This window comes from Stenotrophomonas sp. ATs4 (assembly GCF_051861585.1).
In the GTDB taxonomy this organism is placed as follows: domain Bacteria; phylum Pseudomonadota; class Gammaproteobacteria; order Xanthomonadales; family Xanthomonadaceae; genus Stenotrophomonas; species Stenotrophomonas maltophilia_AS.
Window position 1 is genome coordinate 1 of the sequence record NZ_JBLYPK010000016.1, and the last position, 26,641, is coordinate 26,641.

22 protein-coding genes are annotated in these 26,641 nt (G+C 66.3%); 15 read left to right on the forward strand and 7 right to left on the reverse strand.

Annotated features, from left to right (window positions below):
* Window positions 1–146 precede the first annotated feature (146 nt).
* Window positions 147–1,220 carry a lipid A deacylase LpxR family protein gene (locus ABR323_RS20910; protein ID WP_439450683.1) on the reverse strand — a complete coding sequence of 358 codons (1,074 nt, stop codon included), beginning with the start codon at window positions 1,218–1,220 and terminating at the stop codon, window positions 147–149.
* 357 nt (window positions 1,221–1,577) lie between these two features.
* On the opposite strand from ABR323_RS20910, the gene ABR323_RS20915 reads away from it, so the two are divergent.
* The 8 genes from ABR323_RS20915 to gnd all read left to right on the forward strand — a co-directional run bounded on the left by ABR323_RS20915 (window position 1,578) and on the right by gnd (window position 10,259).
* Window positions 1,578–2,570 carry a CsgG/HfaB family protein gene (locus tag ABR323_RS20915; protein ID WP_439450684.1) on the forward strand — a complete coding sequence of 331 codons (993 nt, stop codon included), beginning with the start codon at window positions 1,578–1,580 and terminating at the stop codon, window positions 2,568–2,570.
* A gap of 169 nt (window positions 2,571–2,739) precedes the next feature.
* The gene (locus tag ABR323_RS20920) at window positions 2,740–3,018 is read left to right on the forward strand and encodes a YbeD family protein (RefSeq protein ID WP_135275125.1); all 279 of its coding nucleotides are present in this window, start codon (window positions 2,740–2,742) and stop codon (window positions 3,016–3,018) included.
* Entirely contained in the window at window positions 3,006–3,716 is a 711-nt protein-coding gene (lipB, locus tag ABR323_RS20925) for a lipoyl(octanoyl) transferase LipB (protein ID WP_439450685.1), read from the forward strand. Before ABR323_RS20920 ends, lipB begins: the two co-directional genes overlap by 13 nt.
* An 18-nt stretch (window positions 3,717–3,734) precedes the next feature.
* A complete protein-coding gene (gene lipA / locus ABR323_RS20930) occupies window positions 3,735–4,745 on the forward strand; it encodes a lipoyl synthase (RefSeq protein ID WP_135275123.1) in 1,011 nt (336 codons plus the stop codon).
* 330 nt (window positions 4,746–5,075) lie between these two features.
* Window positions 5,076–7,253 (forward strand): carboxy terminal-processing peptidase, encoded by a 2,178-nt coding sequence (locus ABR323_RS20935; protein WP_135275122.1) that lies wholly within the window; start codon window positions 5,076–5,078, stop codon window positions 7,251–7,253.
* 243 nt (window positions 7,254–7,496) lie between these two features.
* Entirely contained in the window at window positions 7,497–8,090 is a 594-nt protein-coding gene (locus ABR323_RS20940; RefSeq protein WP_439450686.1) for a DUF2242 domain-containing protein, read from the forward strand.
* A gap of 17 nt (window positions 8,091–8,107) precedes the next feature.
* A complete protein-coding gene (locus tag ABR323_RS20945; protein ID WP_439450715.1) occupies window positions 8,108–9,343 on the forward strand; it encodes a hypothetical protein in 1,236 nt (411 codons plus the stop codon).
* 10 nt (window positions 9,344–9,353) lie between these two features.
* Complete coding sequence (gene gnd, locus ABR323_RS20950; RefSeq protein ID WP_439450687.1) at window positions 9,354–10,259, forward strand: phosphogluconate dehydrogenase (NAD(+)-dependent, decarboxylating); 906 nt, start codon at window positions 9,354–9,356, stop codon at window positions 10,257–10,259.
* A gap of 158 nt (window positions 10,260–10,417) precedes the next feature.
* On the opposite strand, the gene ABR323_RS20955 is transcribed toward gnd, so the two are convergent.
* Window positions 10,418–11,461, reverse strand: coding sequence for an oxidoreductase (locus ABR323_RS20955; protein ID WP_439450688.1), 1,044 nt, complete (start codon window positions 11,459–11,461; stop codon window positions 10,418–10,420).
* A gap of 170 nt (window positions 11,462–11,631) precedes the next feature.
* Between ABR323_RS20955 and ABR323_RS20960 the strand changes: the two genes are divergently transcribed.
* The 4 genes from ABR323_RS20960 to ABR323_RS20975 all read left to right on the forward strand — a co-directional run bounded on the left by ABR323_RS20960 (window position 11,632) and on the right by ABR323_RS20975 (window position 16,024).
* Window positions 11,632–12,018, forward strand: a complete 387-nt coding sequence (locus ABR323_RS20960; RefSeq protein WP_439450689.1) for a BON domain-containing protein — start codon at window positions 11,632–11,634, stop codon at window positions 12,016–12,018.
* Window positions 12,019–12,253: 235 nt separating this feature from the next.
* Entirely contained in the window at window positions 12,254–14,071 is a 1,818-nt protein-coding gene (locus ABR323_RS20965) for a sensor histidine kinase (RefSeq protein ID WP_439450690.1), read from the forward strand.
* Window positions 14,068–14,508, forward strand: coding sequence for a response regulator (locus tag ABR323_RS20970; protein WP_087923644.1), 441 nt, complete (start codon window positions 14,068–14,070; stop codon window positions 14,506–14,508). The genes ABR323_RS20965 and ABR323_RS20970 overlap by 4 nt, the downstream gene beginning before the upstream one ends.
* Before the next feature lie 4 nt (window positions 14,509–14,512).
* Window positions 14,513–16,024 carry an ATP-binding response regulator gene (locus tag ABR323_RS20975; RefSeq protein WP_135275116.1) on the forward strand — a complete coding sequence of 504 codons (1,512 nt, stop codon included), beginning with the start codon at window positions 14,513–14,515 and terminating at the stop codon, window positions 16,022–16,024.
* 71 nt (window positions 16,025–16,095) lie between these two features.
* Here the strand turns inward: ABR323_RS20975 and ABR323_RS20980 are convergent, their stop codons facing one another.
* Entirely contained in the window at window positions 16,096–16,845 is a 750-nt protein-coding gene (locus tag ABR323_RS20980) for a 20S proteasome subunit A/B (protein WP_439450691.1), read from the reverse strand.
* A gap of 92 nt (window positions 16,846–16,937) precedes the next feature.
* On the opposite strand from ABR323_RS20980, the gene folK reads away from it, so the two are divergent.
* Window positions 16,938–17,438, forward strand: a complete 501-nt coding sequence (gene folK, locus ABR323_RS20985; RefSeq protein WP_439450692.1) for a 2-amino-4-hydroxy-6-hydroxymethyldihydropteridine diphosphokinase — start codon at window positions 16,938–16,940, stop codon at window positions 17,436–17,438.
* Window positions 17,439–17,470: 32 nt separating this feature from the next.
* Here folK and ABR323_RS20990 read toward each other — a convergent pair whose 3' ends face one another.
* Window positions 17,471–18,208, reverse strand: a complete 738-nt coding sequence (locus ABR323_RS20990) for a pteridine reductase (RefSeq protein WP_024957037.1) — start codon at window positions 18,206–18,208, stop codon at window positions 17,471–17,473.
* A gap of 59 nt (window positions 18,209–18,267) precedes the next feature.
* On the opposite strand from ABR323_RS20990, the gene ABR323_RS20995 reads away from it, so the two are divergent.
* On the forward strand, window positions 18,268–19,452 hold the full coding sequence (locus ABR323_RS20995; RefSeq protein ID WP_439450693.1) for a class I SAM-dependent methyltransferase: 1,185 nt from the start codon (window positions 18,268–18,270) through the stop codon (window positions 19,450–19,452).
* Entirely contained in the window at window positions 19,449–19,841 is a 393-nt protein-coding gene (locus tag ABR323_RS21000) for a VanZ family protein (RefSeq protein ID WP_439450694.1), read from the forward strand. The genes ABR323_RS20995 and ABR323_RS21000 overlap by 4 nt, the downstream gene beginning before the upstream one ends.
* Window positions 19,842–20,006: 165 nt before the next feature.
* On the opposite strand, the gene ABR323_RS21005 is transcribed toward ABR323_RS21000, so the two are convergent.
* From ABR323_RS21005 to ABR323_RS21015, 3 genes are all read right to left on the reverse strand, one after another.
* Entirely contained in the window at window positions 20,007–22,364 is a 2,358-nt protein-coding gene (locus tag ABR323_RS21005) for a beta-N-acetylhexosaminidase (protein WP_439450695.1), read from the reverse strand.
* 111 nt (window positions 22,365–22,475) lie between these two features.
* Complete coding sequence (locus ABR323_RS21010) at window positions 22,476–25,136, reverse strand: TonB-dependent receptor (RefSeq protein ID WP_439450696.1); 2,661 nt, start codon at window positions 25,134–25,136, stop codon at window positions 22,476–22,478.
* A gap of 143 nt (window positions 25,137–25,279) precedes the next feature.
* Window positions 25,280–26,296, reverse strand: a complete 1,017-nt coding sequence (locus ABR323_RS21015; protein WP_135275109.1) for a glucokinase family protein — start codon at window positions 26,294–26,296, stop codon at window positions 25,280–25,282.
* Between the last annotated feature and the right edge of the window lie 345 nt (window positions 26,297–26,641).

Below are 26,641 nucleotides of genomic sequence, written 5' to 3' on the forward strand. Positions count from 1 at the left end.
GAATGCCGGCCTTTTTCGTTTTGGGATGCCAGTTCCGCATGAATCCTTCCGGATGTGGGTAGTGCCGGCCGCTGGCCGGCGCCTCATGAACCCATCCGGATATGCCAGCAGCCGGCCAGCGGCCGGCACTACCATCTGCGCCGCGCTTACAACGATCGGCTGATGGTGAAGCTGCCGAACACCGGCGACTGGCGCTGGCCATCGAATTCGCGGGTGCTGTGGTAACGGGCCACCGCGAATTTCCAGCGGCCGCGCATCACTGCAATGCCATAACCGCCCTGTGCCACGACGTGGCGCTTGTCCACGCTGTGGCTGCTGCGGAAGGTGTTGCCGTCCAGCGTGATGTCGCGGATCACCCATGCTGCATCGGTGGTCACGAACATGTGCCACGACCAGCCACTGGCACGCCCGCCCCGGGTCGGTGCGGTGTTCTCGCCGGCCGGGCGCAGTGGCGTGCTGCCGAAGTCGTCGGGCAGCTTCCAGCCGAAGCGCACTTCGCCACCCGCGTTGGCCTTGGTTTCCAGGTTGCCGATTGCACCGCCATAGTGGCTGATCGCGTCCCAGCCCCAGCCACCAGCGTTCACGCTGGCATCGGCCGGCCAGCGGCGCATGCGCTCGTGGGTCAGCATGAACACCGGCTCGTTGTGCAGCTGGTTGTCCCAGCCTTCGAACTTCTTGTCGTTGAGGATGTTGTGCACCGCATCCTGCACCTGCTTGCCCTGTGCCCACGGGCCCACCACGCCCAGCGCCAGCTGGGTGGTCTGCAGGCGGTCGCCGCTGCGCGCGTTGAAGCCGAAGCTGGCCAGCAGCACACCGACATACGGGCGGTCATCCTCGATCAGGTCGCGGCGGGTCGGATCGGTCGGGGTGAAGATGCCCTGGCCGATGCTGAAGATCATGTTCTGCTGCTCGAACTTTCCCGGGTGCAGGCCTTCCAGGTACTGGTTCACCCAGCGCGCCATGCGCGGCAGGCAGGGGTCGTCGGTGTAGTCCACCAGATTTGGTGAGACCAGGGTCAGCTGCGCGCCATTGGTGTAGCCCTGGTCCTGGTGGCGGCCACCGAACAGGTCGTTGTCGACGCGGAAGTTGATCTGCGGCGGGTGGTCGCGCATTGCGTCCGGGCCACATTGTTCGGCTGCCTGGGCAGCAAGGGGAAGCGCGGTGGCCAGCAGGCCAGACAGCCCGAGGGCTATGAAACAGCGTTTGGAAGGGGGGCTCATGGGGGGCGGATTCTATTTGTCGTTTTCAGCCGCGACACGGTACCCCCAGGCGGTCCGTGAAACGACCACACTGCGCTCACTTGTCTGTTCCGAAAACAACATTGTCCACCCGACACAATGGGATACAGCATCTGGGGGGCATCGGTCGGGAGGGGCCGCCGGGCACAGGGATGGCTCAGGATCCAGGCACTGGCGGGGGGGCGACCCGGATGTCCAGTCAGCTGCGGTTGTGGTTGGGGGCACCTTGCCCTATTCTCTGCGCCGGCGCCTGGGGGGCGTCGCAAAGGATTCAGGTCCCAGACCCTTTCTCAACCCATGGATTGTGCTTCGCCGTCGGCGAGGTGCTGGATGACTCTAATGAACAAATCGAATTCGCTCGCCCATGCGCTGGCCTACGCGCTGCTGGGTGTCGGTCTGGTGGCCATCAGTGCCCCGGCTTCGGCTGGCCTGCGTGACAGTTTTGCCAACAGCCGTACCTCTGCCCAGGAGCAGAGCAAGAAGGGCCAGGCCGAGATTCCGGTGTGCGCCAAGCCGCTGGGCTCCATCTCGGTGATCGAGCCGGAAGACGTGGTGAACTGGTGGACCGGCCAGCAGCTGCCGGCGCCTTCGAAGCTGATCAAGGTGTTCGTCAACAAGTCCAAGTGCTTCACCCTGGTGGACCGTGGCGTCGGCATGGCCGCGGCCCAGGCTGAGCGCGCGCTGGCCAGCGAAGGCCAGTTGCGCGGCCGTTCCAACATCGGCAAGGGCCAGATCCGCGCTGCCGACTACGTGCTGGTGCCGGACCTGATCTCGCAGAACAGCAACTCCGGCGGCAACGCCATCGGTGGCCTGCTGGGTGGCCTGATCGGCGGCAAGGCCGGTGCCGTGGTTGGCGGTCTGAACTTCCGCAGCAAGACTGCGGACGTGACCCTGACCCTCACCGACGTGCGCTCCTCCGAGCAGGTGGCCATTGTCGAGGGCAACTCCAAGAAGACCGATCTGGGCTGGGGTGCCGGTGGCGGCCTGTTCGGCGGCGGCGGAATCGGTGCGATGGGCGTGGGCGGTTATGCCAACACCGAAATCGGCCAGGTGATCACCCTGGCCTACCTGCAGGCCTACACCAACATGGTGGCCGAGCTGGGTGGCCTGCCGGCCAATGCGTCGGCGGCCAACGCCGGCCAGGCCGTGACCATGCTCAAGGCCGGTCGCCTGCTGGCCAACGCCAAGGGCACCGGCGCGCCGGTGCGCTCGCTGGAGCCGGGCATGCTGCTGTACCCCACCGGTGTCAAGGAAGGCACGATGTGGGAAGTGGAAGACGAAATGGGCAACAAGGGCTGGGTCAACTCCACCCTGATGGAAACGGCCAAGTAATCGGCCTGCGTACCGGCTGCGTACCGGTACGCGCCCACCGGGGGCCGGCCTTCATAGGCCGGCCTTTCCGCTTGCAAGGCCCCCCTTGCAACGCAGCGGCTCGGCGATGCTGCGTCTGACGTTGATGAATACTCTTGGGTTTGTTGCCTCCCGGCCCGATAATGGGGGCATGGAAATCAAGTCCGACAACCCCGACCACGGCTTCCAGTTCCCCGGCCAGTTCGAGCTCAGCGCGATGGGCCCGGCCAACCGCGGCCTGGAACATGAGCTTCCCCGCCTGCTGCTGGCTGCCGGTATCGATGTGGTCAATGAACGCATCAGCTGGAAGCACTCGACCAATGGCAGGTACGTGTCTGTGCGCATGGTGTTCAAGGCCGAGAGCCGCGAACAGTACGATCTGGCGCACCAGGCACTGCGTGACCACCCGGAAGTGAAGTGGACGCTGTAGCCGACAGCTGCCCGGCCGAAGCCGCCCCGGAACACCGTGCGCCGCGTCCGGCGGTAGTCCGTGATCTCGGTCGCCAGGCCTACGAGCCGGTATGGCGTGCCATGCAGCGCTTCACCGACCAGCGCGGCGACGCCGATGCCGACGAGCTGTGGGTGGTCGAGCACGATCCGGTGTTCACCCTCGGCCAGGCGGGCAAGGATGAGCACGTGCTGGCGCCGGGTGACATCCCGGTGCTGCACGTGGATCGCGGCGGCCAGGTGACCTATCACGGCCCCGGCCAGATCGTGGTCTACCCGCTGCTGCGCCTACCGCGTCTGGGTATCGGCGTGCGCGACTATGTGTGCCGCATCGAACAGGCGATCATCGACACCCTGGCCGAGTGGAACATCGGCGCCGAACGCCGCGACGGCGCCCCCGGCGTCTACGTCGGTGACGCCAAGATCGCCGCGCTCGGCATCCGTGTGCGCCGCGGCTGCACCTTCCATGGCCTGGCCTTCAACGTGGCCATGGACCTGGAACCTTTCCACCGTATCAACCCCTGTGGCTATCAGGGGTTGCAGGTGACCTCGGTAGTAGACTTGGGCGGGCCCTCCGGGATGGAGGCCGTCAAGCCGGTGCTGCTGGACCACCTGGCCCGCCAGTTCGGCCTGCTGCTGCAGCACTCGTCTGAACTGCCTGATTTTTCTGCGGCCGCCTGACCGCCACCCGGAACTGCCATGACTGAATCCACCGCCCGTTCCATTCCCCTGCAGATCGTGCAGGGCGATTCCTCGTCCGCCGCGCCGTTGCAGGCCGGAGTCAAGCAGCTGGGCGGTGACAAGATCAACCGCTCGCCGGTGCAGTTCGCCGACGCGCCGGTGTTGCGCAAGCCGTCCTGGATCCGTGTGCGCATTCCTTCGGGCAATGCGGTGCAGAACCTGAAGGCCAAACTGCGTGAGAACCGCCTGGTGACGGTGTGCGAGGAGGCCAGCTGCCCGAACATCCACGAGTGCTTCGGCCACGGCACGGCAACGTTCATGATTCTCGGCGAAGTCTGCACCCGCCGCTGCTCGTTCTGCGACGTTGCCCATGGCCGCCCGAAGCCGCCGGATGCCAACGAGCCGGCCAGCCTGGGCCAGACCGTGGCCGATATGGGCCTGAAGTACGTGGTGGTGACCAGCGTCGACCGCGATGACCTGCGCGATGGCGGTGCCCAGCACTTCGTCGACTGCATCAGCGCGATCCGCGAGAAGTCGCCGGGCACCCGCATCGAAGTGCTGACCCCGGACTTCCGTGGCAAGGGCCGCATGGAGCGCGCACTGGAAATTTTGGCGCAGAACCCGCCGGACGTGTTCAACCACAACATCGAGACCGTGCCGGACCTGTACCGCAATGTGCGCCCGGGTGCGGACTACCAGTGGTCGCTGAACCTGCTGAAGAACTTCAAGGCGCAGCACCCGGAGGTGCCGACCAAGAGCGGCATCATGCTGGGCCTGGGCGAAGAGTTCGAACAGATCAAGGCCACCATGCGCGACCTGCGCGCGCACGACGTGGACATGATCACCATCGGTCAGTACCTGCAGCCGACCGCGCACCACCACCCGGTGCTGAAGTACTGGACCCCCGAGGACTACAAGGCGCTGGAAGACTACGGCTACGAGCTGGGCTTCAGCCACGTGGCGTCCGGCCCGATGGTGCGCTCGTCGTACCACGCCGACGTGCAGGCCAAGGGCGCCGGCGTTTCCTGATGCCCCAGGCGGGCGCGGCCCGCCGCCTTCGGTGGGTGCGGACCTCCTCACTGGTCGGTGCGAACCTCCTCACTGGTGGGTGCGAACCTTGGTTCGCACGCTTCCGCCGGGCATGGCCCGGCGCTACCGGTAGCTGCTGACCTCTTCCCGGGTGGGTGCGGACCGTTGGTCCGCACGCCTTCGCCTGCATTCACAATTTGCTACACCGGCCCCGCTAGGCTGGTTTTCCACCGAACGCGGCCGGGTGACAAACCTGGCAACTTTCGGCACTGTCGTGGTGTCTGAACACCCCGCAGTCTCCCCCTTGGCAAGGCGCCTTCGAGCACGTCAATGAAATTCAAAGCCCCCGCATTCCTGATGGCCCTGGCGCTGGTTGCGCCGCTGGCATTGGCGGCCAAGGCCGACTCGCCTGCATTGCCCGCAGCGGCCACCGCCGATCAGGTGACCACCTCCAAGCTGGTCTACGGCCTGCTGTCCGACAGCCGTTATGCCTACCGCCCGCGCGCGCTGGACGAGGCCACCTCCAAGGACGTGTTCAAGCGCTACCTGGAGACGCTGGACGGCGGCAAGCAGTACTTCACCCAGGCCGACGTGGCGCGCTTCGCGCCGTTCGAAGCCAATATCTCCTCGGCCATCCGTGGCGGCGAGCTGGAGCCGGCGTTCCAGGTGTTCGCTGTCTACAAGCAGCGGGTCGGCGAGCGTGTGGCCTATGCACGCAAACTGCTCAAACAGGAACCGGATTTCACCGCCGACGAGCGCTTCGAATACGACCGCAAGAAGGTGCCGTGGGCGGCCAGCAGCGGCGAACTGGATGAGCTGTGGCGCAAGTCGGTCAAGAACGACTGGCTGCGCCTGAAGCTGGCCGGCAAGAAGCCGGATGACATCCGCAAGACGCTGGACAAGCGCTATGCGACGCTGCAGAAGTCGGTCAATGAACTGAAAGGCGAAGACGTCTTCCAGTTCTTCATGAACGCGTACACCAGTGCGGTCGATCCGCACACCGATTACTTCACCCCGCGCACCGCCGAGAACTTCAACCAAGCCATGTCGCTGTCGCTGGAAGGCATCGGCGCGCAGCTGCAGCGCCAGGACGATGTGGTGGTGATCCGCGAGATCATTGCCGGTGGTCCGGCGGCGGTGGACGGCACGCTGAAGCCGGGTGACCGCATCGTCGGCGTCGGCCAGGGCAAGTCCGGGCTGGTCGAGGACGTGATCGGCTGGCGCATCGACGATGTCGTGGCCAAGATCCGCGGCGCCAAGGACACCGAGGTCAAGCTGGAGTTCATTCCCGCTGCAGAAGGTGCCGACGGCAAGCACCACACCCTGGTGCTGACCCGGCAGAAGGTGCGCCTGGCCGAACAGGCCGCCAAGGGCGAGACCATGACCATTCCGGCCGCCAACGGTGAGCCGGCGCGCAAGGTGGGTGTGATCAAGCTGCCGACCTTCTACCAGGACTTCGAAGGCCGTCGCCGCAACGCCGCCGACTATGCCTCGGCCACCCGTGACGTGGCCAAGCTGCTGGCCGGCTTCAAGACCGACAAGCTGGACGGCGTGGTGCTGGACCTGCGCAACAACGGTGGTGGTTCGCTGGATGAAGCCATCGAACTGACTGGCCTGTTCATCGAGCAGGGCCCGGTGGTGCAGGTGCGCGAGTCCGGTGGCCGCGTCACCGTCAACAGTGACCGCAACCAGGGCGTGGCGTGGGATGGCCCGCTGGCGGTGCTGATCAACCGCGGTTCGGCTTCGGCCTCGGAGATCTTCGCAGGTGCCATCCAGGACTACGGTCGTGGACTGGTCATCGGTGAGACCAGTTTCGGCAAGGGCACCGTGCAGAACATCGTCGACCTGGATCGCTGGCCGAGTGGCGAAACCCAGCGCTTCGGCCAGGTAAAGCTGACCATTGCCCAGTTCTTCCGCATCAGCGGCAGCAGCACCCAGCACAAGGGTGTGGTGCCGGACCTGGCCTTCCCGGCCAGCGTCGATGCCACCGAATTCGGCGAGAGCACCTACGACAACGCGCTGCCGTGGACCCGCATCGCTGCCGTGCCGCACACCCAGTACGGCAACTTCGCGCCGCTGCTGCCGAAGCTGGAAACCCGCCATGACGCGCGCATCGCCGCCGACAAGGAGTTCCAGTGGTGGAACGAGGACGTGGAGCAGTTCCGCACCGAGGCGGCGAAGAAGTACATTTCGCTGAACGAGGCCACCCGCCGCGCCGAGCGTGAGCGCCAGGACACCCAGCGCAAGCAGCGCCAGGCGATGCGCAAGGAACTCGGCCTGGCCCTGGACCCGCTGGCCGATGACAGCAACGACGACGGCCTGACCGGCAACGAGCGCGACATCGTCAAGGATGCCGCCCGCGAGAAGGCTGCCGAGAAGCGTCCTGACCCGCTGCTGCGCGAGTCGGCCTCGATCCTCGCCGATGCAGTGAACCTGCTGGCCAACGACCGCCCGCTGTCGGCGCAGGTGCTGCCGCAGTCGACCGGTGCCGGTCGCTGGGCTGACTGAGGCTGGTTTCGAAGCAACCCGAAGGGGCCGGCAATGCCGGCCCCGTTTCGTTCCAGGACCTCGTTTCCGGTAGCGCCGGGCCGTGCGCGGCGAGCGAAGCGGATCGCGCGCTTCCGCCGGGCATGGCCCGGCGCTACCGGCGCATGAACCAGCAGCAACGGGAGCGGCCCGGAGCGCCGGTTTCGACCTGCCGCACACGGCTTCAGGACTACCCTTGGCGCTACCGTTCTCGCAGGAGTACCCATGCGGGCCTCCCGTCTTTCCAGCACTGCCGTGGCCCTCAGCAGTGCCCTGATCCTGTCGGCCTGCGGTGGTCGTGCCGCCGACAACACCGTGCTGCGCGAATCCTTTGATTCCGGCGATACCTTCTCGCGGACCGTCGACGGCCGCGCGCCTGACGCCTGCGAGGCTGCGCGGCGCACGCTGCTCAGCCAGGGCTATGCGATCGCCCGTTCCGACGATGCGCAGGTGGAAGGCAACAAGAACTTCCAGCCGCGCGAGGATGACCACGAACAGTTGGTGCTGCGCATTTCCTGCGCACCACGCGGCAACCAGGCACTGGTCTTCGTCAGCGCGGTGCAGGACCGCTATGCACTGAAGAAGAGCCCGACCTCAGCCAGTGTCGGGGTCGGTGCACTGGGTTCGGTGTCGCTGCCGTTCGGCAGCAACGACGACTCGCTAGTGAAGGTGGCCAGCAGCACGGTGACCGACGCCGAGTTCTACCGTCGCTTTTTCCAGCGCCTGCAGCAGTACCTGCCGGCGGATGCAGGCAAGCCGGCTGCCTCGCCGCCGCCCGCAGTGCCTGAGCCCGCACCGGCCGCCACGGACCAGGGTTGAGCGTGCACCGCAGGTTGATGTGCGTGGCCCTGCTGCTGGCCTCACCGCTGGTCACGGCAGCTCCTGTCGACTGCACGCAGGGCCTGCTGCAACGGTTGGGCTGGCGCTTTGATGAAACCGCGCTCAGTGCGCCGAAGGTGCACGGCGGCCCGGTGTGCACGCGCGCATCGCTGGCCGAGGCGCAGGCGGCGGGTGATCTGCGCGTGCAGTGGCCGGCAGACATGCCCACTGCAGCCCGACAGATGCTGCTGCAGGCGCTGTTGGACGATCCGGCCACGGTCTGCGCCTATGCCTTCCAGCTGGGGGCTGCCACGCAACGTGCGGCCTCGGCATTGCAGGGCAACGCCAGCTTCCGCTTCTCCGGTCCGCAGCTGGGCTGGATCGGCTTCGGCCTGCCGGGCTCGCGCGCGCAAGGCTGGCAGCGCACGCGCAGTTTCGGCCGCGGCTTCGTGCCCAGCACGGGCAACAGCCAGGCGCTGCAGGCCTTCTACAGCGGTGCCGTGCGTGCCGAATGCGGGGTCGGTCGCCAGGTCGCGCAGCTGGCCACCCAGCGCGAACTGTATGGCGATGCTGCGTTCGACACTGAGTTTGCAGCGGATGAACTGTCGATCGGTACCTTCCTCGCACTGCACGATACCGACAGCATTCTGCTCGGCGCGCACGCGGGCGACTTCTTCGCCGATGGCAAGGCGGTGCGCACCTCGGCGATGGGGCGGCAGGCGTTCGTGGGCGTGCCCGGTTTCATCGAACATGTGTACGACAAAGGCACGCTGGACGATCTGAGCAACCAGGCCGAGAACTTCGTCGTGGTTTCGGTGGGCGAGGGGGCGGCGCAGGCGCTGGCCGTACACGGCGGCCTGGCCTGGTACGACCAGCGCAATGCCGAACTGTGGACGCTGGCGCAGCGCATTCCGCGCGTCGGCCGACGCTATTTTGAACGACTGCTGTTCGAGCGTGACCCGGATCTTCGTGCACGGCTGGAACCGCGCTACCACGACTCGCTCGCGCGCATGGACCAGCTGCTGGACGATCCGTTCTACCAGCAGTTCGTGATCTATGTGCATCCACGCGGTATACGTCCCATCGGCTACCACGTCGCCCGCCTGCTCGATCGCAACCCGCGAACCCCGTTTTCGATCGACCTGGCGGTGCACAATCTGCATACCACGCTCTACCGGCGTTGGCGCGAGGCGCAGCTGCGCCACTGCGCGGCTACCGGCAGGCCAGGCAGCCTGACCCTAGACCCCAACTGAAGGTGAAACAATGGATATTGCAATGATCGGCCTCGGCCGCATGGGCGCCAACATGGCCCAGCGTCTGCATCGCGGCGGCCACCGCGTGGTCGGCTACGACCCGGGCGAGGGCGCGCGCCAGCGTGCCGCAGAGGCCGGCCTGGAGGTCGTTGATTCGCTGGCCGCTGCCGTTGCTGCGCTGCCGGTGCCCCGCGTGGTGTGGTTAATGGTGCCGGCGGGCGAGATCGTCGACCAGACCCTGGGCCAGCTGACCCCGCACCTGGCCGAGGGTGACATCGTCATCGACGGCGGCAACTCCAACTACCAGGACTCGATCCGTCGTGCCAAGGCACTGGCCGAGGTCGATCTGGGCTACGTCGACTGCGGCACCAGCGGTGGCGTGTGGGGCCTGCAGGAAGGCTACAGCCTGATGGTGGGGGGCGAAGCGTCGGTGGTGGAGCAGGTCGCACCGCTGCTGCGCACGCTGGCACCGGCAGAAGACCGTGGCTGGGCGCGCGTCGGTCCGTCCGGCGCCGGCCACTTCACCAAGATGGTCCACAACGGCATCGAGTACGGAATGATGCAGGCCTACGCCGAAGGCTTCGCGCTGATGGAGCGCAAGCAGGAAATGGAACTGGACCTGGCGCAGGTGGCCGAGGTCTGGCGTCATGGCAGTGTGGTGCGTTCGTGGTTGCTGGACCTGAGCACCGAAGCCCTCAAGCGCAATCCGTCGCTGGATGGCATCGCGCCATATGTGGAGGATTCCGGTGAAGGCCGCTGGACCGTGGCCGAAGCGATCGCGCTCGATGTGCCGGCACCGGTGATCACCTTGTCGCTACTGGAACGCCTGCGTTCGCGCGAATCCAATTCGTTCACCGACCGCCTGCTGTCGGCGATGCGCAACGAGTTCGGCGGCCACGCGATCAAGAAGTCGTAAGTCCCGCAACGGGGTCGGATCCCCGTCATGCCGGTAGCGCCGGGCCATGCCCGGCGGAGGTTCCAGCACCGCTGCGCTCGCCGGGTGCGGCCCGGCGCTACCGAGCTGTCTCATTCCGATCATTTCCACGCCATCTACGCATGGCGTGGATCTACGGATCACCCCAACACCACCCGCCGCCCTTCGCGTGCGCTGTCCATGCCGGCCTGCAGCAACCGCATCAGCTGCAGCGCCTGCACCGCGCTCACCGTTGGCTCGCCTTCGCCGTGCATCGCCGCCGCGAACTGTGCATACAGCCGCCGGTAGTCACCCGACAGGTTGTCCACGGTCTCGCGCTGCACGTTGTCCTCCGCATCGCACTGCACCCGCTCGCCATGCCGCGGATCGATGCCCCAACCGGGCGCGCCGGGTGCGATGCCACGGCGTAGCTGGGATTCCTGCACGTCCAGGCCATGCTTGATCCAGCTGGCCTTGCTGCCATGCACGCTGAAGTGCGGCGTCTGCGCCGCTACCAGCGAACCGGCATGCACGATGGCGCGGTGCTGCGGGTAGTGCAGCACCGCGTGGAAGTAATCGATGCCGCTGCCACCCTTGCGCTGCACGTCCAGGTCGGCCGTGATCGCCTGCGGCCAGCCGAACAGCACCAGCATCTGGTCCAGCAGGTGCGGACCCAGGTCATACCAGAGACCACTGCCGGGGCCGTCCTGCTCGCGCCAGCGCTCGCGTACCTGCGGCCGGTAGCGATCGAAGTGGGCGTGGCATTCGGCAACGTCACCCAGCACGCCTTCGGCGATCAGCGCCTGCAGGGTGAGGAAGTCTGCATCGAAGCGCCGGTTCTGGAACACGGTGACAATGCGTCCTGCATCGCGCGCGGCCGCCAATACCGCTTCCGCTTCGATCACGTCCAGTGCGAATGGCTTGTCGACCAGGACGTGCTTGCCCGCAGCCAATGCAGCGATGGCCAGCGGTGCGTGTTGCTCGTTCGGTGTGGCGATCACTACCGCGTCTACCGCGGGATCATCGAAGACCTCCTGCGGCACAGTGCGAACGTGCACATCACTGAATGTGCGCAGCAGGGTGTCGCGCTGCGAACTGACAACGCTGTGCAGTGCAAGACCGGGGCTGTGCTGGATCAGCGGCGCGTGGAAGACGCGGCCGGCAAGGCCGTAACCGATCAGCGCCAATTGCAGGTCGGGACGCATGACGAAGCTCCGGCAATGGGGAAAGGCAGGGTAAACGAGGATGGGCGACGACCCAAACTGAACCGTTGCCGTTCCAGGGGCCGCGATTCACGGCAGCATGACCGTGACGCCACGCGTGCTGCACGAGCTCCCGTCCAGACTGGCAGCACATTCCGCAGGAGTACGACACGATGAGCAATACGACCCGCACGCTGATTACCTCGGCCCTGATGCTGGGCCTGGCACTGTCCTCCTCGGCCGCATTCGCCAAGGATCCGGCCGCGAAGAGCCCGCCCAAGACCGATCATGCGGCGATGACCCACGCTGACCGCCATGATTCCAACGAGCCGGTGACCGACAGCTGGATCACCACCAAGGTGAAGGCCGACCTGTTGGCCAGCAGCAATGTTCCGGGCACTGAAATCAAGGTGGAAACCGTGAATGGCGTGGTCAGCCTGAGCGGTGCCGTGGCCACCCAGGCCGAGAAGGACAAGGCGGTCACCACCGCCAAGGGCATCAAGGGCGTGACCCGCGTTGATGCCGCCGCATTGAAGGTCAGCGCGGCTGCCAAGCGCTGAGCCTGGTGGGCGCCCGGTTGAGGGGCGCCCAGCCACCCCTGTAGCGCCGGGACATGCTCGGCTGCCTTTTGGGTTGCAGCCGGGCATGGGCTCGGCGCTACAGGCCAGGTTTGCGAACCCGTTCAGCCAGCTGGAGCAGAAACTCCAGAGTTGTGACCGCCTGCGCTATATTGCCCGTTCCGCCGCAGCCGGGCCGGTCTCGGCCTCCGCTCCGCGGCCGTGCTGACGAGGAACTATGGCGCAGGTTTTCAGTGACGACGTCTGGGATCGCTGGCGATTGCCGGCCCTGGCGCTGGCGGCTGCCGCGATCATCGTGGTGCCGTGGTTGACCCTGCGCAAACTGCAGCAGGACAACGAACAAGCGATGGCCTGGGTCAACCACACCCAGGCCGTGGGCGTGGCCCTGCAGCAGCTGCAGGCCGATGTCCGCGATGTCGAATCGGCCGCACTGACGCTGTCCAAGGGTGTGGACGCACCGGGTCTGCGCGAACGCATGGCCAAAGCAAATGAAATACCGGGCCGTCTGGCTCAGCTCGGCCGCATGACCCGCGACAACCCCGAACAGCTGATCCGCATCGGCCGCATCGAGTCGATGCTGGATGGACGCCTGGCGGTGGCGCGCGAGCTGGCCAAGTCAGAACCGAACAGCGACCAGCGTGAGCTGGTGCAGGACCTGAGCACGCGTTATCCGATCCGTGGTCTGGTCGAGGAACTGCAGGCCAGCGAGGAGAAGTTGCTGGCACTGCGCGCCGAGCAGGCCGCGCGCCAGCGCAGGCAGACCGAGTTTGTTTCCTGGAGCTCATTGGTGGTGCAGCTGGCGCTGCTGGGTCTGGTGCTGTGGTTGCTGCAGCGACAGATCGGCCGCCGCCTGCACGCGGAACGGCAATCGCAGCGCTCGGCCGCGCGAGCGGCGTCGGTACTGCAGACCGTGCGCGAACCGATCGTGCTGCTTGACCGCGAGCTGCGCGTTCAGCTGCACAATCCTGCGTTCGCTGAACTGTATGGGCTGCAGGATGAGCGCGCCGACGGCCTGCTGCTGGAATCGGTCGGGGACGGTGCCTGGCGGGACCCGGTGATGCGCCAGCGATTGTCCGATGTGCTGCTGCGCGGGCGCGAACTGTGGGACTTCGAGCACGAACAGCGCGCCGCCGACGGCATGGTGCGCTACATGCTGCTCAACGCGCGGCGCATGCCGCTGCCCGATACCGATGACGAAGTGGTGCTGATGACCGTCAGCGACATCACCGTGCAGCGGGCGGTGCAGCTGCGCGTGGAAGAGCTGAACCGCCAGCTGGAAGGCAAGGTCGCGCAGGTGTCCGAGGTCAACCGTGAGCTTGAGGCCTTCAGCTACTCGGTCTCGCACGACCTGCGTGCGCCGCTGCGCCATGTTGCCGGTTTCTCCGACAAGCTGTCGCGCCATCTGGGCGAGCAGGCCGACGACAAGAGCCGCCATTACCTGGAAGTGATTTCCAGCTCGGCGCGGCGCATGGCGGCCCTGATCGACGACCTGCTGGTCTACTCGCGGCTCGGTCGGGCGGCGATGCGCCAGCAGGCGGTGGACATGCAGTCGCTGGTGGCAGACACCCGCGCCATGCTCGATTCCAACCTTCAGGCCGAGGCCGAGAACAACGGCCTTGCACACCATGTCGAGTGGAGCATCGCGCCGCTGCCGATCGTGGTGGGCGATGAAAACATGATCCGCCAGGTCTGGCTGAACCTGCTCGGCAATGCGGTGAAGTACTCGGGTAACCGCGAGCCGGCGAAGATCCGCGTGGACTACCAGCTGCAGCCCGATGGCGGTCATCAGTTCACGGTCAGCGACAATGGTGCAGGCTTTGACATGGCCTATGCCGGCAAGCTGTTCGGCGTGTTCCAGCGCCTGCACAAGGCCAGCGACTACCCCGGTACGGGCATCGGCCTGGCCAGCGTACGTCGCGTGATCACCCGCCATGGCGGCCGTATCTGGGCCGAGGCCGAACCGGATGTCGGCGCCACCTTCCACTTCTATCTGCCTCCCGCGATCGACGCGGACAAACAAGGTCCTTCCGCATGACGACTCTGCGCACCATTCTTCTCGCCGAAGACAGCCCGGCCGATGCCGAAATGGCGATCGACGCCCTGGAAGAGGCGCGTCTGGCCAACCCCATCGTCCACGTCGAAGATGGCGTGGAAGTGATGGACTACCTGCTGCGCCGCGGCGCCTTTGCCAGCCGTGAGGAAGGCCTGCCGGCGGTGTTGCTGCTGGACATCAAGATGCCGCGCATGGATGGCCTGGAAGTGTTGCGGCAGATCCGCGAGCACGAAGAACTCAAGCGCCTGCCGGTGGTGATCCTGTCGTCCTCGCGCGAGGAAAGCGACCTGGCCCGCAGCTGGGACATGGGCGTGAACGCCTACGTGGTCAAGCCGGTGGACGTGGACCAGTTCTTTGGCGCAGTGCAGACCCTGGGCAAGTTCTGGGCGTTGATCAACCAGGCACCGGAACTCGAGTGAGCCCATGCCCCTGACCGGTCCCGCCCTGGGGGCGCTGCGCATCCTGCTGGTGGAAGATTCCCCGGAAGATGCCGAGCTGATGTCCGAACAGATGCTCGATGCGGGCCTGGAAGCCCGTTTCGAGCGTGTCGAGAGCGAGGTCGAACTGCGCCAGGCGCTGGCCGCGTTCGTGCCGGACATCGTGCTGTCCGACCTGAGCATGCCGGGGTTCTCCGGTGACGACGCGCTGCGCATCGTGCGCGAGACCTCACCGGAAGTGCCCTTCATCTTCGTCTCCGGAACCATGGGTGAGGAGAACGCGGTGGCGGCGCTGCAGAAGGGCGCCAACGACTACATCATCAAGCACCTGCCGGCGCGCCTGCCGTCGGCGGTGGCGCGGGCGATCCGCGAGGCGCGCAGTGCTGTTGAACGCGCACGTGTGGAAACCGAACTGATGCGCGCGCAGCGGCTGGAAAGCCTGTCGCTGCTTGCCGCCGGCCTCAGCCATGACCTGCGCAACATCCTGCAGCCGCTGCTGATCATGCCGGACCTGCTCAAGGCCCGTACCGAAGATCCGCAGCTGCATCACCTGGCCGATGTCATCGCCGAGTGCGGCCGCCGTGGCCACGAGATGGCCGAATCGATGCTGTCGTTCGTGCGCGGCTCGCGCAAGCCGAGCGAGCGCATCGAGATCAATGGCCTGTTCGATGCGGTGGCCCTGCTGTTGCGCAGCAACGTACCCGATGCCGTGCGTCTGGAACTGCAGGTGCAGGACGAGGGTCTGGTGGTCGACGCCAACTACACCGAACTGCAGCAGGTGATGTTGAACCTGGCGCTCAACGCGATCCAAGCGATGCCCAACGGTGGCCGCCTGAGCCTGACCGCCAGCCACGCCGGCCAGCGCGACGGCGTGGACTGGATGCAGATCCGGGTGGTCGACGAAGGCATCGGCATGGATGCGGACACGCTCTCGCACCTGTTCAATCCGTTCTTCACCACCAAGGCCGATGGCACCGGCCTGGGCCTGATTTCCTGCAAGCGAATCGTTGAAGGCGCCGGCGGCAGCATCCACGTCAGCAGCCAGCCGGGGCAGGGCACCTGCTTCGAGCTGCGCCTGCCGATGCATGACGCCATTGATGGCAGCGAGCCGATCGAGCAGCTGGTGGCGCTGGGCAGTGGTCAGTCGATCCTGGTGGTCGATGGCGAAGCCACCCGTCTGTCGCTGCTGGGCAATGCGCTGTCCAGCCAGGGCTACCAGTTGCAGCTGGCATCCGATGGCCCGGCGGCGCTGCGCTGGATGCAGCAGGAGGCGATGCCGGCGCTGGTGATCGCCGATGCTGGCTCCAAGCTGCTGCCGGCCAGCCAGCTGCTGGGCGAAATGGCTACGTTGGGTTACCGCGGCCCGGCGCTGGTGCTGGAAGACGCCGAGGTGGCAGTGCCGGCCGACGCGTTCCCGGCAGGCGTGCAGGTGCATGCGCTGCGCAAGCCGCTGCAGATGCAGCAGGTCTTCCGCGCGGTGGCCGAAGCGCTGGGCTGAGCACGCGCCGCCGGGCATGGCCCGGCGTTACCGAAGGCCGTGGGTAGCGCCGGGCCATGCCCGGCGGCAGGTCAGGTTGGTTGTTCCAGGGTTTCCCAGGGAAAGCGCGGCAGGCTGTCCACGGCCTGCTCCAGCCGCCGCGACCAGTTCTGGTGGATGTCGGCATACAGCGCTGAATCCGCCCCCAGCCGCAGCTGTTGGCCGATGCGCAGTTCGCCATCGCGCAGCAGTGCCAGGTCGATCGGCAGGCCCACCGACAGATTGGAGCGGATGGTGGAATCCAGCGAGACGATGGCCGTGCGTGCGGCATCTTCCAGGCGCGTGGCCGGGCTCAGGATGCGGTCGAGGATCGGCTTGCCATACTTGGATTCGCCTATCTGCAGGTAGGGCGTCTCCGGCGATGCGGCGATGGCGTTGCCCAGCGGGTAGACCATGTACAGCCCTGGGCGTTCACCGGCAACCTGGCCGCCGAAGATCAGCGTGGCCTGGGTGTTCACCCCGTCATGGCCGTGCTCGCTGTGCTCGGTCTTGACCTGGCTGTCGACCAGTAACTGGCCGACGTACTCGGCGGCTTCGAACAGATGGGTCATGTCGCGCAGATTGGGCGTGCGCCGTTCGCCAGCATCGCGCCCCAGGCGCGACACCAGCAGCTGGGTGGTGGCCAGGTTGCCAGCCGCCATCAGCACGTAAGCTGCCTGGCCGGGATATTCGAACACGTGCAGCTTGCGGTGCACGCGCACATCGTCCAGCGAGGCATTGGTCCGGGTGTCGGCAGCGAAGACCAGGCCCTCGTCCACCTCGATTCCAACGCAATAGGTCATGTCGGTGCCCTATCATGTGCGTCCCGGATTGTAGGCAGGCCGCCGTGACGACGGCATGTCCACGCCCCCCCAAGTGCCGTCACCTGAACCGCATGACCACCGTGCTCCTGAGCCTGGGCAGCAACGTCCAGCCCCGCCGCTACCTCCATGCCGCGGTAACGGCCCTGCGCGAGCGCTTCGGTGCGCTGCAGGTGTCGTCCGCCTACCGTACCGCCGCGGTCGGCTTCGATGGCCCGGCCTTCCTCAACAATGCGGTGGAGATCGAGACGAATCTGCCGCTGCAGGAACTGGACGACTGGCTGCACGCGCTGGAAGACGCGCACGGCCGTGACCGCAGCGGGCCGCGCTTCTCCGACCGGACCCTGGACATCGACGTGGTGTTCTACGGTGACCTGGTGGTGGAAGGCCCCGGCCATCTGCGCATTCCGCGCCCCGAGCTGAAGCATGCCTTCGTGCTGAAGCCGCTGGCGGACATCGCACCGGACTTCATCGATCCGGTCAGTGGCCAGGACCTGGCCACGCTGTGGCGCGCGCACACGCAGTTTGGCGAGGCGTTTGAGGTGGTGGACCTGGATCCGGGCGCGGTGGATTGATCCGACGCAGCCACCCATGGGTGGCTGAACGATCAACTGACCGTGCGCCCACCATCCACGCGCAGGGTGTGGCCAGTGACGAAGCTGGCCTCGGCCACCAGCCAGTACACGGCCTCGGCGATCTCCTCGACCGTACCGATCCGCGCCAGCGGCGTGCGTGCCAGCAGCGCCTCGCGGGCGAAATCGTCCTTGCCCTGTTCCGGCCACAGGATCGCGCCCGGCGCCACTGCATTGACCCGCACCTTCGGTGCCAGCTCCAGCGCCAGCGAGCGGGTAGCCATTTCCAGCGCGGCCTTGGCCATGGTGTAGGCGATGTGGTCGCGCATCGGGTCGGTGCCGTGCAGGTCGGTCAGGTTGACGATGCAGCCCTGCTGGCGGCGCAGGTACGGTGCGGCCGCCTGTGACAGCAGCAGCGGCGCGCGCGCATTGACCGCATACAGCTCGTCCATCGCCTCGGCTGTCACCTGGCCCAGCGGGGTGGGGAAGAAGTTGGAGGCGTTGTTGACCAGCGCGTCCAGTCGTCCGAAGTGGGTAACGGCCTGCTCCACCAGGTCGGCCAGGGCGTCGGCGTCACGCAGGTCGGCCTGCAGGGCCAGCACGCTGCCCGGGCGTACGTTGTCGAAATCGAACGCGGCCTGCTGCAGTTCGGCGCTGGAGGTGTTGGCGTGCAGCACCACCGACCAGCCACAGGCGTGGAACTGGCGGGCGATGGCCGCACCGATCCGGCGCGCGCTGCCGGTGATCAGGACCACGGGGTGGGTGTCGCTCATCGAGGGTCCTCCAAGGCTCGGCTATCCTGTGCACCATTGTCACCGCATTCGAAGACGCCATGCAGCCCACCTTCCCCCTGCCCGAAGCCGATGCCCTGGCCCACAGCGACCAGCTGGCCGCCGCCCTGCGCGCCGAAATCCTTGCGCAGGGCGGGGCGATGCCGTTCTCGCGTTTCATGGAGTTGTGCCTGTACGCTCCCGGCTGGGGCTATTACAGCGCCGGCGCCAGCAAATTCGGGGGCAGCGGTGACTTCACCACCGCGCCTGAGCTCGGCAGCCTGTTCGCAGGCAGTGTGGCCAATGCGCTGGCCCCGGTGTTCGCCCAGCTGGGCGCGCAGGCGCGGATGCTGGAACTGGGCGGCGGTACCGGCGCCTTTGCCGAGGCTGTGCTGCTGCGCCTGGCCGAGCTGGACGCGCTGCCGTCACGCTACGCGATCCTCGAACCCAGTGCCGACCTGCGCGAACGCCAGCAGCAGCGGCTGCAGCAGAACCTGCCGGCTGATCTGGCAGCACGCGTGGACTGGGTCGACCGCCCGTTCGAAGAGGACTGGGAGGGCGTGGTGTTCGCCAACGAAGTGATCGATGCATTGCCGACCCCACGTTTCCTGATCAGGGACGGCGAGGTCTATGAAGAAACCGTCGAGCTGGATGGCGATGGCAACTTCATCCGTGGTGCGCAGCCGGCCGATATCCTGCTCAACGGCGCGGTGCGCCACATCGAGCGCTACCTGGAAAAGCCCTTTGCCGAGGGCTACCGTTCCGAGGTGCTGCCGCAGCTGCCTTACTGGCTGCAGGCGGTGGCCGGTGGCCTGAAGCGGGGCGTACTGCTGTTCGTCGACTATGGTTACAACCGCGGCGAGTTCTATCAGCACGACCGCGACGATGGCACCGTGCGTGCCTTCTATCGCCACCACGTGCACAACGATGTGCATCGCTGGCCGGGCCTGCAGGACATCACCGCTTCGGTCGATTTCACCGCGATGGCCGAAGCCGGCCTGCACGGCGGTTTCGAGCTGGCCGGCTACTGCAGCCAGGCCAGTTTCCTGCTCGGCAACGGGCTGGACCAGGTGCTGCTGCTGGCCGAGGAGCGTACCGACGAGGTCGGCCGCATCCAGCTGCGCGACCAGGTGAAGAAGCTGACCCTGCCGACCGAGATGGGCGAGCGCTTCCAGGCGATCGGCCTGCAGCGGGGCGTCGACTTCGAACCGGCGTTCGAGTTGGGTGACCTGAGCTGGCGACTGTGAGCCACGCGTTGCCGGTGATCAAGCCGCTGCAGCGGCCGCGCCTGTGGGCCATGCTGTGGGCGCTGGCGGTGCTGTTCGTGATCGTGGTCTGCCTGATCCCGCCGCCGCCGATTCCATTGCCGGAAAACAGTGACAAGGGCGAGCACTTCCTGGCCTATTTCATCCTGGCCGGTAGCGCGGTGCAGCTGTTCCGTCGGGGCCGCCCGCTGCTGTGGGTGGGTGTGGGCCTGGTGCTGATGGGTATCGGCATTGAGTTCGCGCAGGGCGCGCTGACCAGCAACCGCATGGCCGACCCGATGGATGCCATCGCCAATACAATTGGCGTGTTGGCCGGCATGGCCACCGCACTGACCCCACTGCGCGACCTGCTGCTGCGCTGGCGCGGGTAAAGGCGTGCCAACCAAGGTTGGCACCTACCCGTAGATCCACGCCATGCGTGGATGGAATTGGTAGATCCACGCCATGCGTGGATGGAATTGGTAGATCCACGCCATGCGTGGATGAACTGCCCGAGGTGCCGACCAAGGTCGGCACCCACCAGGACAGACCTGCCGTTATTTCCCCAGCGTAACCTCATCCAGCACCCACATCGCCGGGCGCGTATCGCCGGTGAAGTTGATGCACAGGTCACCGGTGCCCTGCGTACCCTTCGGCAGCGCTGCACGCAGGGTCACGAAGCCATCGGCATCGGGCTTGGCCGGCAGCGGCACTCCGGCAATCACCTTGCCGCTGCAGTCGCCGCGACGCACCTGCATCTCGCCGTGCGCACGCCTGGCCTTCTCGAAGCGACGCTTGGGCTCGTCGTGGGCCAGCTGGAAGTAGTACGGAATGCGGCCCGCACGCACTTCCACGCTGCCGATGCCGTCCAGCTGCGCCTGCGGCCAGCGCCAGCACGGCTGGAAAATGTCCACGTTGAACACCGCACGGGTGCCCTCGCGCGGGCCATCGTCCTCCAGGCGCAGCACCAGACCCTTCTTGCCCACGCAGCTGAGCAGCTCATCGCTGCGTCGGCTGAGCAGCGACTGTGCGGTGAATGCCGCCACCGTCGGCTTCGCCGCCAGCATCTGGCCTTGGTAGAACGCGGCGGCCTGCACGGTGGTTGGCAGTTTTCCGGTCAGCGGCTGCTGGTACAGCGGCGACTGCGCAGTCACCGGCTGGCCATCGGTGCTGTAGCGCACCTCATAGCCCAGCGGGTTGGCCAGCGACACGGTCACCGTGTCGACCGCGCGGTTGTCGGTGTAGTCCACGCCCACTTCGAACGGGGTCTGCGCGTAGGCCAGGCCCCAGGCGCGGTAGCGCTGCAGCTGCGCCGGCAGGCGCGCGAGGAAGTCGCGGAAATCGCGATGTTCCGGCGTGCTCCAACCGGTCTCGGCCACCGCGGCCAGGCGCGGGAACAGGTTGTGCTGCAGGCGTGCATAGCTGCGCGTGTGCTCGGTGAACATGTTGGCCTGCAGGCCGAGGATGTGCCCGCGCTTGTCGGCAGCCAGTTCGGCAGGCACCGGTTCGAAGTTGTACAGCTTGCCGAGGTTGACCTGGGTCGGGCGGCCCGGCGGTTCGTTCGGCGAAGCCGTCTGCAGGTAGTCCAGATAGAGGTAACCGACCGGCGACATGATCACGTCATGCCCGGCACTGGCCGCAGCCAGGCCGCCTTCGGTGCCCTGCCACGACATCACCGTGGCCTGCGGCGGCAGCCCCCCTTCGAGGATTTCATCCCAGCCGATCAGGCGCCGGTCGTGTTCCTCCAGGAACGTCTCCAGTCGCTTGATGATGTGGCTCTGCATGGCCATCTCATTCTTGATGCCCAGTGCACGCATGCGCTGCTGCACCTGCCTGGACGCTTCCCACTGGTCCTTGACCGCCTCGTCGCCACCCACGTGCACGTACTTGGCCGGGAACAGCGCGATCACTTCCTCCAGCACGTTCTCAAGGAAGGTGACGGTGCTGTCTTCCACGTTGAACAGGTTCGGGAACACGCCCCATTCGCTGATGGGCTTCAGCGGGGTGCTGATCGAACCCAGCTCCGGGTACGCGGCAATCGCGGCGGTGGCATGGCCAGGTACGTCGATTTCCGGAATCACCTGGATATGCAGCGCTGCGGCATAGGCGATCACCTCGCGGATCTGCTCCTGCGTGTAGAAACCGCAGTACGGGTGCTCCTGGTCGCTGACCGGATCAACACCACCATCGCCGGCCGGCAGGCGGCAGCTGCCCACCTCGGTCAACTTCGGGTAGCGCTTGATCTCCATGCGCCAGCCCTGGTCATCGGTCAGGTGCCAATGGAAGGTATTGAGCTTATGCGCAGCCATCGCATCGAGCACGCGCTTGATCTCGTCCAGGCTCTGGAAATGCCGCGCCGAGTCGAGCATGAAACCGCGCCAGCTGAAGCGTGGCGCGTCCTGGATCTGCACCGCCGGCAGCACGCCGTTGCTGCCGCCGGTAGCGAGTTGGGCGAGGGTGGTCGCGCCATAGAACAGGCCGGTTTCGTTGCCAGCCTGCACCAGCACGCCCTGTGCGGTGCTTTCCAGCGTGTAGCCCTCGCCGCTGTCGCGGAAGGTCGGCACGATCTGGAAACGGATGCCGCCGCTCTGAGGTGAGGCCTTGCCTTTGGCCAGTGCGAGGCGCGGGCCTCCACTGCGGGCCAGCAGGTCGGCGAACTGTGCAGCGACCCGCTGTGCGGCTTCGCCTTCGGCCTGCAGCGCGGTATCGGCGCGGAGGGTGATGCCGCTGCCCTTGCCAGGCTGCACCTGGGTGGGGGCGGGAATCAGCATCAGGCTGCCGGCGCGCAGTTGTGGGCCGGGTGCTTCAGCGGCGGGTGTGGGATCGGCGGCAAGTGCCGGCATCGCCGGCAGCATGGCGAGCAGGCTGCCCAGCAGCACTGCGCTGCGCATCCGGGCGCGGAAAGGCTTGACCATCGGAACGACTCCTTGGAACGGTGCGATGAACGCTATACATGAAAAACGCCGGGCCCGGAATGACCCAGGCCCGGCGTGCGTGCACGACTCGGCGATGTTGCCGCCGCTGGATCAGTACTTGAAGCGGAAGTTGAGGTAGTACTGGCGACCGTTGCTGTAGAACGAGGTCGGGATGGCCGCGGTCTGGTAGTACTTGTAGGTCGGGTTGTTGAGGTTCAGCGCATCGAAGCTGATGCTCAGCCAGTCGGTGGCCTTGTAGCTCAGCGATGCCGACAGGGTGCCGAAGTCATCCTGGTAGTACGGGTTGGCACCGGACAGGCCGATCAGGAACGACGAACGGCGCGTGTAGCTGACGCGTGCACCGAAGGTGTCGTTCTCGAAGTAGGCACCCACGTTGTAGGTATTCTTCGAAGTGCCGAGCAGGTTGTCGGTTCCATCGGCCCAGGTGTGCTCGGTGCTGCCATCGGCGTAGGTATAGTTGGCGTTGACGCCGAAGTACTCGCCGATCGGCTGCTCATAGGCCACTTCGATGCCGCGTACCTTGCCGTCGGCATTCTTCGGACGCGAGATGTCGTACTCCTCCAGCCGGTTGGTCAGCTCGCTGAACAGCATCTGCTTCTCGGTGCTGAAGGCCACGTAGTCCTTCAGGCGCATCGAGTAGGCACCGACCGACAGCATGCCGCGCGGCATGAAGTACCACTCCAGGTTGGCGTCGAAGTTGGTCGAGATCACCGGCTTCAGCTTCGGATTGCCGCCGCCGCCCTTTCGGTTCAGGTCCGAACCGTAGGACGAAGCACCCAGCGCCGAGAAGTCGGGCAGGGTCTGGGTCTGCGACGCTGCGAAACGCAGTACCAGGTCATCACGCAGGTCGAACTTCAGGTTGGCGCTGGGCAGCACGCGGTTGTGCTTGTTCTCGAACGCCTGGCGCGTCCAGGCACCGAACAGGCTGCTCACGTCCGGCACGGTCGAACCGGTGGCTGCGGCGTAGGTGTCGATGTCCTGCTTGATGTTGACGTAGCGCAGGCCGACGTTGCCGCTCCAGCGGTCGCCGCTGAAATTGCCCTGCACGTAGGCGGCGAAATTCTTCTCGGTGACCTTCCATTCGGCGCCGTAGTTGTGGCGGCCGTCGGGGCCATCATTGCCGGACAGCCATTCGGAATTGTTGGTCACCGCGTCGCGCAACGCCGCTGGCGTGTAGTACCAGATGTTGCGCGGGAAGCTGCCGCCGATGTCGCCGGCGAAGCCACCCGGGTAGTTGGCGGTGGGGCTGCCGCGCAAGGCGTCCCAAATGTTGCCCGGGGTGGCGCCTTCCGGCGACTTTGCTTCACGCGTGTGGTCGGCGTAGCGCGCGCCGAAATCGATCGAACTCAGTACGCCTGCGTTGAAGTACTGGCTGAAATCGACGTTGGCCCACTTTTCCTTGTCGATTGCAGTGACCTGCTGGTTGCCCCAGGTGCCGCCCCAGCTCGCGCCGGCGGGGCTGAGATCGCCACCCACATTCCAGTCCACCGGCGAGCCGTTGCCATGAGTGGTCCAGTTGGCACCACCACCGTTCGCGGTCAGCAGCTCGGCGATGTACTGGCGCGGCGTCTCGCCAGTGCCCTTGGTGGTACCGGCCTGGAACTTCGCAGTCAGGTTCTCGCTGACCTGCCAGTCGGCATCCAGGGTGATGTAGTTGGTCTTGGCCGTCGACTCGCGGTAGATCATGTCGTACACCGCGTAGTTCGTGCCTGGCTTGCCGGCGTAGCTGGCCTGGGTCAGCACGCCATCCTTGACCACGTAGCCCGGATCAGGAGCCTGCGACTTGCCGAAGCTGTTGCCGAACATCATGAAGTTGCGGTTGTAGTTGTTCGCTTCCAGCTTGGAGCTGAAGCCGCTGAGTACGAAGCTCAGATCGTCGGTCGGCTTGAACTGCAGCGAAACCAGGCCGCCAGTGCGCTTGCGGGTCTGTTCGAACAGGGTTGAGCCCAGCAGGCCCGGAACCTGTACGCCGACCAGATCCGGGTTGGTCTTGGCCACCGGATCGTTGGCTTCAATAGTGAAGAAGCCACCCGGGATTTCCTGCGCTTCGCGGCGCAGCTCGCGCTTCTGGCTGAAGGCCTGCAGCATCACGCCGAAGGTGCCTTCATCGTTCTTGTAGTTGAACAGGGCAGACAGCTGCGGGTCGTTCGACTTGGCCTGGTCCGAGCGCACCGCGCCGATCGAACCTTCTGCGGTGAACTGCTTGGAGAATTCCAGCGGCTTGCGGGTGATGATGTTGACGGTACCGGTGGTGCCGCCGTCCTGCAGCTTGGCCTGCGAGGACTTGTTCACTTCCACCGAGCTGACCAGTTCCGACGGCAGCAACGAGTAGCTGACGCTGCGGCCGACGTTGTTGCCCTGGCTGAGCACGAACCAGTCGGCCGAGCCGACAGTGTGGCCGTTGATCAGGGTCTGGGTCAGGCTCGGGCTGGTGCCACGCAGGCTCACACGGTCGGCTTCGTCGAAGCCGCCTTCATCGGCGCTGGACGAGCTGATGTTCACGCCCGGCAGGCGCTGCAGGGTGTCGGCGACATTGTGCGCGGGCAGCTTGCCCACGTCTTCGGCGGTGACCACTTCCACGCGCGCATTGGATTCGCGCTTGGTGTCCAGCGATTTTTCCATCGAACCACGGATGCCCGTGACCGTCACGGTGTCCAGGTCGGTGGCGGTCGGGGCGGCCTGCTGCGCGTGCGCACTGAAGGCGAGGCAGCTGACGATGGCGGCCGAAAGCAGGGTCTTGCGGGTGTTCATGATGTCTCTCCTCATCACTCGATTGGATGCCGGCGGCGGTGTTCGATTACGGTTGCGATGACATGCGCGGGGCGGCGGCAAAGTCCCGTGCGTTGGCGTGCCACGTACTGCGTGCTGCGATTGCGTTGAAGCCTGTTGCGGTGTCAGGCGGCCGACTGCTGCAGGTACCAGCTGGCAGCGCCGACCACGCCCAGCTGGCCGTGCTCGACCACCTTCACCGGGATGCGTGCCAGCGCTTCGCCCATCGGCCCCTTCTGCAGGTAGCGCTCGACGAAGGTGCTGGCGTGCAGGTATTCGCGGATCTGCGGCAGGATGCCGCCGGCCAGGTAGACGCCACCGTGGGCGCCGTAGAACAGCGCCATGTCGCCGATGGTGCTGCCAAGCAGGCCGCAGAACACATCCAGCGCCTGGCGCGCGTGCGCATCGGTATCGGCCATGGCGGCGGCAGTGACTGCATCGGGGCTGGCCAGCGTCGGTACCTGGCCCTGCAGTGCGCACACCGCGCGGTACAGATTCATCAGGCCCGGACCGGAGATCGCGTGCTCGATCGACACATGCGCGCGGTCACGCTGCATGTGGCGGACGATGGCCATTTCCAGTTCGGTGCTGGCCGCCAGCGTCGGCTGGCCGGCTTCGGTCGGCAGCACCACCGGGCCGTGCGCGGTGGGAATCCACAGCGCCGCACCGAGGCCGGTGCCGGGGCCGACCACCAGGGTCGGGCCACGCGGGGCGGTGTCCGGCCCGCACAGGTGCAGTACGCCGCTGGCGTCCACCTGCGCGGCGGCATAGGCCACCGCTTCGAAGTCGTTGACGATGTAGACCCGCTGCAGGCCGACATCGGCCTCCACCTGGCGTGCCGACAGCGGCCACGGCAGGTTGGCGGTGATCACCGTGCCGTCCTCGCGGGCGTAACCGGCACTGGCGACCACGCAATGCGTGGGGCGCACGCCGTTACCGAGGAAGTCGGACAGGATCGCGCTGAGGCCGGAATGGTCGGCATTGCGGTACTTGCGGTATTCCAGCACCTGCACCGGATGGGCGGCATCTCCGCTGGCCTGGACCCGGGCAACGCGCACATGGGTGCCACCGACGTCGGCGGCCAGGAACGAGGGCGCGACTCGGGACAGAACATGCGACGGGGCGGGGTGGCTGGCGGTCACGCGGGCTCCTGCTGCAGGTGGGGCCGCACCCAGGATCGGGGGCGGCGATTGGGGCGGAGTCTGTAACCCCGCTGACAACGATGTCAACGAGTTCGTGACACTTTCGTTGCTGCGTTGCAACGAATGCAGCGGGTGGTAAACGTTTACATGGCGTGAGTGCCGCTTTCACACGGGAACCATTGCAGCACGGGGCTCAAGGGCTGCGGCGCATTCAGCACGACGCGTTGCGATCAGCTTGCGCAGTGCAGCACGAGGGTCACGGGGCTGCGGATGGAAGTTGACAAACGGTCGCTGTCCACCGAAAGAATGTGACAACGTTGTTCCCAGCCACTCTCCGACGCCGCG

What these genes read in the sequence shown, in the direction of transcription:
- ABR323_RS20910 (WP_439450683.1), bottom strand. Translation starts at nt 1,220, where the DNA reads ATGAGCCCCCCTTCCAAACGCTGTTTCATAGCCCTCGGGCTGTCTGGC.
- ABR323_RS20915 (WP_439450684.1), top strand. Translation starts at nt 1,578, where the DNA reads ATGAACAAATCGAATTCGCTCGCCCATGCGCTGGCCTACGCGCTGCTG.
- ABR323_RS20920 (WP_135275125.1), top strand. Translation starts at nt 2,740, where the DNA reads ATGGAAATCAAGTCCGACAACCCCGACCACGGCTTCCAGTTCCCCGGC.
- lipA (WP_135275123.1), top strand. Translation starts at nt 3,735, where the DNA reads ATGACTGAATCCACCGCCCGTTCCATTCCCCTGCAGATCGTGCAGGGC.
- ABR323_RS20935 (WP_135275122.1), top strand. Translation starts at nt 5,076, where the DNA reads ATGAAATTCAAAGCCCCCGCATTCCTGATGGCCCTGGCGCTGGTTGCG.
- ABR323_RS20940 (WP_439450686.1), top strand. Translation starts at nt 7,497, where the DNA reads ATGCGGGCCTCCCGTCTTTCCAGCACTGCCGTGGCCCTCAGCAGTGCC.
- ABR323_RS20945 (WP_439450715.1), top strand. Translation starts at nt 8,108, where the DNA reads ATGTGCGTGGCCCTGCTGCTGGCCTCACCGCTGGTCACGGCAGCTCCT.
- gnd (WP_439450687.1), top strand. Translation starts at nt 9,354, where the DNA reads ATGGATATTGCAATGATCGGCCTCGGCCGCATGGGCGCCAACATGGCC.
- ABR323_RS20955 (WP_439450688.1), bottom strand. Translation starts at nt 11,461, where the DNA reads ATGCGTCCCGACCTGCAATTGGCGCTGATCGGTTACGGCCTTGCCGGC.
- ABR323_RS20960 (WP_439450689.1), top strand. Translation starts at nt 11,632, where the DNA reads ATGAGCAATACGACCCGCACGCTGATTACCTCGGCCCTGATGCTGGGC.
- ABR323_RS20965 (WP_439450690.1), top strand. Translation starts at nt 12,254, where the DNA reads ATGGCGCAGGTTTTCAGTGACGACGTCTGGGATCGCTGGCGATTGCCG.
- ABR323_RS20970 (WP_087923644.1), top strand. Translation starts at nt 14,068, where the DNA reads ATGACGACTCTGCGCACCATTCTTCTCGCCGAAGACAGCCCGGCCGAT.
- ABR323_RS20975 (WP_135275116.1), top strand. Translation starts at nt 14,513, where the DNA reads ATGCCCCTGACCGGTCCCGCCCTGGGGGCGCTGCGCATCCTGCTGGTG.
- ABR323_RS20980 (WP_439450691.1), bottom strand. Translation starts at nt 16,845, where the DNA reads ATGACCTATTGCGTTGGAATCGAGGTGGACGAGGGCCTGGTCTTCGCT.
- folK (WP_439450692.1), top strand. Translation starts at nt 16,938, where the DNA reads ATGACCACCGTGCTCCTGAGCCTGGGCAGCAACGTCCAGCCCCGCCGC.
- ABR323_RS20990 (WP_024957037.1), bottom strand. Translation starts at nt 18,208, where the DNA reads ATGAGCGACACCCACCCCGTGGTCCTGATCACCGGCAGCGCGCGCCGG.
- ABR323_RS20995 (WP_439450693.1), top strand. Translation starts at nt 18,268, where the DNA reads ATGCAGCCCACCTTCCCCCTGCCCGAAGCCGATGCCCTGGCCCACAGC.
- ABR323_RS21005 (WP_439450695.1), bottom strand. Translation starts at nt 22,364, where the DNA reads ATGGTCAAGCCTTTCCGCGCCCGGATGCGCAGCGCAGTGCTGCTGGGC.
- ABR323_RS21010 (WP_439450696.1), bottom strand. Translation starts at nt 25,136, where the DNA reads ATGAACACCCGCAAGACCCTGCTTTCGGCCGCCATCGTCAGCTGCCTC.